The following is a 4819-nucleotide window of genomic DNA, read 5'->3' on the forward strand; positions in this document are numbered from 1 at the left end:
CAGCAGATCCTCCGAGCGGATGGAGGCCAGCACCGCGCCTGCCTCACCTGTGGCTGGCAAGCGCGCGGCCAGGTGACGCAGGAAGTCCTCGGGCGCGAAGCGCAAGGAGGGGTGCGCCTTGCGGGCCCGCTCGAGCAGCTCCCGCAGCGTCTCCTCCAGCTGCGGCAACGCGCGCAGTCCCTGGGCGAGCTTCGGAGAAACCCCGGAGAGAAACGCCTCGCTCAACGCTGTCTCACCGCTCATGTTTGCAGAATATCAAGGCAGGGCCCTGTGGGTTTACAGGGAACCGCGCGCGTGAGTTACTTCGCTCCCATGGCCACGGGCTGCCCGGAAGAGACCGAGCTGACCGACCTGGTGTTGGGCCTCCTGGAGCCGGAGTCCCTGGCTCAAATGGAGCGACACCTCGACGGGTGCACCGCATGCCGGAAGCTGGTGGCCGTGCTCGCGGGCAACGAGGCCTCCCTGAAGACGAGGACTGCTCGTACGCCTTCGGAGTCAGGAACAAGCGAGCAGCTCGATCGCGGCACGGAGCTGGGGCGCTATGTGGTGCTGGAGCGCATCGGCATGGGCGGCATGGGCATGGTCTTTGCCGCGCATGATCCGGAGCTGGACCGGAAGGTGGCCCTCAAGCTGCTGCGCTCGGATTGGAACGAGGGGCCGGGCGCGGTGGAGGCGCGGGCTCGCCTGTGGCGCGAGGCCCAGGCGCTGGCACGGCTGTCCCACCCCCACGTGGTCTCCGTGCACGACGTGGGCATGCACGGCGGGCGCCTCTTCATCGCCATGGACTTCGTGGAGGGCACCACCCTGAGCCGGTGGCTGCGGGCCGCGCCGAGGCGCTGGGCGGAGGTGCTCGACTGCTTCGTCCAGGCCGGACGGGGGCTGGCAGCGGCGCACGCCGGCGGGTTGGTGCACCGGGACTTCAAGCCGGACAACGTCCTGGTGGGCCAGGACGGACGCGTGCGCGTCACGGACTTCGGGCTGGCCCGCCTCTCCCAGCGTCTGCCCGAGGAAGGGCTCGGCGGGACGAGCCCTGGTGCGGCCTCTCAGGCGATGACCCAGCAGGGCACCCTCATGGGCACGCCGGCCTACATGGCCCCGGAGCAGCTCGAGGGACAGGCCTCGGACGCACGCAGTGATCAATTCAGCTTCTGCGTCGCCCTCTACGAGGGCCTCTACGGCGAGCGGCCCTTCACCGGAGACTCTCTGGCGGCGCTCGTCCGAGCCATCCGCGAGGGCAGTCCCTCCGCGCCGGGAGAAGGCCGCGTGCCCTCGCGGGTGCGCCGCGCCATCCTCCGGGGCCTGGCCGCCAGACCCGAGGAGCGTCATCCCTCCATGGAGGCGCTGCTGGCGGCCCTCACCCAGCGGCCCCTTGGCGAGCGCTGGCGCGTGGTAGCCGCCTGCGTGGGGGCGGCAGCGCTGGTGGGCGCGGGCGCGGGCTTCTGGGGCCGCTCGGCCACGCGCTGCACGGGCTTCGAGCGGACGCTGGTGGACATCTGGGATGAGGGCCGCAAGGAACGGCTGGAGGCGGCTTTCCGCAGCTCCGGGCTGCCGCTGGCCGAGCAGGGCTGGGTCTCCACCTCCCGCAGGCTGGAGGCCTACGCCGCCTCGCTGGCGGCCATGGAGAAGGACTCGTGCGAGGCCACCCACGTGCGCGGCGAGCAGTCCGAGCGGCTGATGGACCTGCGCGGCGCATGCTTGGACCGGAGGCGCGGCTCGCTCCGGGCGGCGGTGGATCTCATGTTGGAGGGGGACAAGGCCGTGCTGGAGCGCGCGCCCGAGTCCGCCCATGCCCTGCCGGATCTGCTGGCGTGCGCGGATCGCTCCGCCCTGGTGAACGTGATGCCGCTCCCGGCGGATCCAGCGGTCCGCCAGCAGCTGAGCGAGCTGCAGGCGACGATTGCCGAGGCCACGGCCCTCTATGAGGCGGGGCTGAGCACGCGGGCCCTGGAGAAGGTGAAGGGGGCGCTCGTGGGCCTGCGCGCGGCGGGCTACCGGCCCTACGAGGCCGCCGCGCTGCACCTGCAGGGCAGCGTGGAGAAGTCCTTCGGACGCTTCACCGAGGCGGGAGAGCTCTTCCAGCAGGCCCAGCTCGCCGCGCTGGCAGGGCGGGATGACGAGCTGCTGGTGCACTCGCTGATAGGCATGGTCGGCGCGGAGCTCCAAGGCAAGGCGCGCATCCCCGAGGCCGAGCGCTCCCTGCAGCTGGCACAGGCGGCGCTGGAGCGGCTGGGCGAGGAGGATGCTCCGAGCGCAGCCGGTGAGTTCTACCTGTTCCGCGGGCACCTCCACCACCGCAAGGGTGAGCACGCGCAGGCCCTGGCCGACCTGCGTCACTGCCTGGCGCTCTGGGAGAAGGCGCTGGGCCCCGAGCACCCCCGCCTCGCCGAGCCACTCACCGGGCTGGGCCTGGTCCACAACGGGCAGGGCCACTACGAGGAAGCGCTCGCCCGCTACCAGGATGCGCTGCGGCTGCACCAGCGCGCCTACGGGGCGCAGCACCCGGGTTGCGTCACCCATATGAATAACGTGGCCACGGCGCTCCGGCTGGCGGGGAAGGTGGACGAGGCGGTGACGCGCTACCGGGAGGCGCTCGCGCTGAGCGAGCAATCCATGGGCTCCGAGCACACGACCACCAGCATGGTGCGCGTGAACCTGGGCGACGCGCTGCAGCGCCAGGGGAAGATGCAAGAGGCGCTGGCGGAGTATGAGAAGGCGCTGCCCGGCCTCGTCGCCGTGCATGGCCGCGCCCACCAGCGCGTCACCGCGGTGCTCACCAGCATTGGCAACGCGCACGCGGATCTGGGAGAGGCCGCCGCGGCGGAGAAGGCCTACGCCGAGGTGCTGGCCCGGCAGCATCAGGCGCTCGGCCCGGACCACCCGGACCTGGCGCTCACCTACAACAACCTGGGCACGGTGATGCTGGACACGAAGCGGTACACGGAGGCGCGCCGCCTCCTGCAAGCCGCCCGAGCGCTGTGGGAGAAGGCGCTGGGCCCGGATCATCCCAAGATGGCCTCCGTGGTGCAGAACCTGGCGAAGGTGGACCTGGAGGAAGGACGGCTGGAGGTGGCGCTCGTGGGCTTCCAGCGGGCGCTGGAGATGCGGCGCAAGGCGCTGGGCCCGGAGCACCCCAAGGTGGTGACTTCCCTGACGCTGGTGGGCGCGGTGACTCACCGCCTGCATGGGGCACGGGCGGCGCTCGAGCCGCTGGAGCGCGCGGCGGCGCTGGCGAACAAGGTGCAGCTGCCTCCGCTCGAGCGGGGCAAGGCCCTCTTTGCGCTGGCGCGCGCCCTGTGGGAGACGGGAGAGGCCCGCCCGCGGGCGCTCGCGCTGGCGCAGGACGCGCGCGCCGAGCTCGCCAAGACTACCCAGCACGCCGCGAAGGAGCTCCGCGAAGTGGAGGAGTGGCTCGCGAAGCGCTGAGCTCCCTTGAATTCGCACGCGGTCATAGGTGGAGACGATCTTCGAGAAGCGCGGCGTAGCGATCGCGGCTCCGGAGATCGCTGGCGCCTCAAAGGTAGAAACCCACAGTCCCTTGGACGCAGGCTGCGAGCTGCTCGGACGATCTTCTCGGCGCGGGCCGGTGGCGGAGGACCGGCAAGTCGGGCGGCTTGCTTCCGGACGACGTAACGCCTCGAACTGGCAAGGACTTGAGGCCACACAGGGGCCCGGACGATCACGCTCGCCGCGATCAAAATCCCGCGCTTTCCACGGATCGTCTCCAGCGCCGAGAGCGTCATGCGTACGCTCGTGCGAACCAGGAGCCTGTCGGCGGGGGTAAAGGGCATCGTTGCTAGGTACCCCATCGGGGTATTCTTACGTAATGCACCCCCTTCGGTATTCCATCAACGTCACATTGGACGGCTGCTGCGATCATCGTGCGATTGTCGCGGACGAAGACCTGCATCGTCACGCGGTGGAAAACCTCGACCAGGCCGATGCCCTCCTCTTTGGGCGGGTGACCTACGAAATGATGGAGGCAGCGTTTCGGCCGCCGACGCGAACGGGGGCAAGGCCTGACTGGATGGAACCCTTCGCCCGGACGATCGACGCGGCAAAGAAGTACGTCGTGCCGACCACCCTGGATCGGGTCGATTGGAACGCGGAGCTCGTGCGCGGGGATCTGGGGAAGGCCGTTCAGCAGCTCAAGCGGGAGTCGGGTAAGGGACTGTTCGTGGGAGGCGTGAAGCTCCCGCTGGCCTTGGCGGAGCTGGGATTGATCGATGAGTACGAGTTCGTGGTGCAGCCCAGGGTGGCGGGCCACGGGCCGACGTTGTTCGCGGGGCTATCGAAGCGTATCGACTTGAAGCTCGTGAGCCGGCTGGAGTTCGGCTCGGGGGCGGTGGCGATGCGGTATGAGCCGCGAAGGTAGCAGAAAGGCCTCGTGGCGACGACGCTGGGGGCAGGAGCTGAATAGGTGTCTGCGAATGTTGAGAACACCGTGAGGATCCAGATGACCAAGAGCTGGGTCCTGGCGAGCCTGATCCTCCTGGCGCCGTTGAAAGCCGCGGCGGCCGAGCCGACTGGCTAAAGCACTGCAATCGCATCCTGCTACCATAGTCCTCCTTACCAGAAAGGAGCCTTCATGCGGTTCGCGCCCCGTGTCTCCCGTCTCCTGCTGGCCTCCTTGTTGACCCTTCCTCTATCCGTCCATGCCGAGTCCCCGGTGCGGGAGATGCTCCGTTTCGTGGATGCGGCATCGGCCGGGGAGCAGCCGGTGAGGATCGACGTCGCCGCCCTGAGCTCCCGGCGGATCGGGATTCCGCTCCTGGATGGCCAGACGGTCGTCGCCGAGCGGTCCGACCTGGAGGTGCGGGGG

At 69.7% G+C, this 4819-nt stretch carries 3 protein-coding genes and 1 pseudogene; 3 read left to right on the plus strand and 1 reads right to left on the minus strand.

What is annotated here, in order from left to right; translation table 11 throughout:
- A pseudogene (locus tag VD972_RS23980) lies at positions 1-243 on the minus strand (RNA polymerase subunit sigma-70); the annotation flags it as partial.
- Positions 244-294: 51 nt separating this feature from the next.
- Here VD972_RS23980 and VD972_RS23985 point away from each other — a divergent pair.
- The 3 genes from VD972_RS23985 to VD972_RS23995 form a co-directional block, all read left to right on the plus strand.
- The gene (locus VD972_RS23985; protein ID WP_324990751.1) at positions 295-3423 is read left to right on the plus strand and encodes a serine/threonine-protein kinase; all 3129 of its coding nucleotides are present in this window, start codon (positions 295-297) and stop codon (positions 3421-3423) included.
- Between the two features lie 400 nt (positions 3424-3823).
- A complete protein-coding gene (locus VD972_RS23990; protein WP_324990752.1) occupies positions 3824-4372 on the plus strand; it encodes a dihydrofolate reductase family protein in 549 nt (182 codons plus the stop codon).
- Between the two features lie 213 nt (positions 4373-4585).
- The coding region (locus tag VD972_RS23995; protein ID WP_324990754.1) for a hypothetical protein at positions 4586-4819 on the plus strand (234 nt) is incomplete at its 3' end.

Origin of the sequence: Hyalangium sp., from assembly GCF_035629615.1 — a bacterium.
Lineage (GTDB): Bacteria > Myxococcota > Myxococcia > Myxococcales > Myxococcaceae > Hyalangium.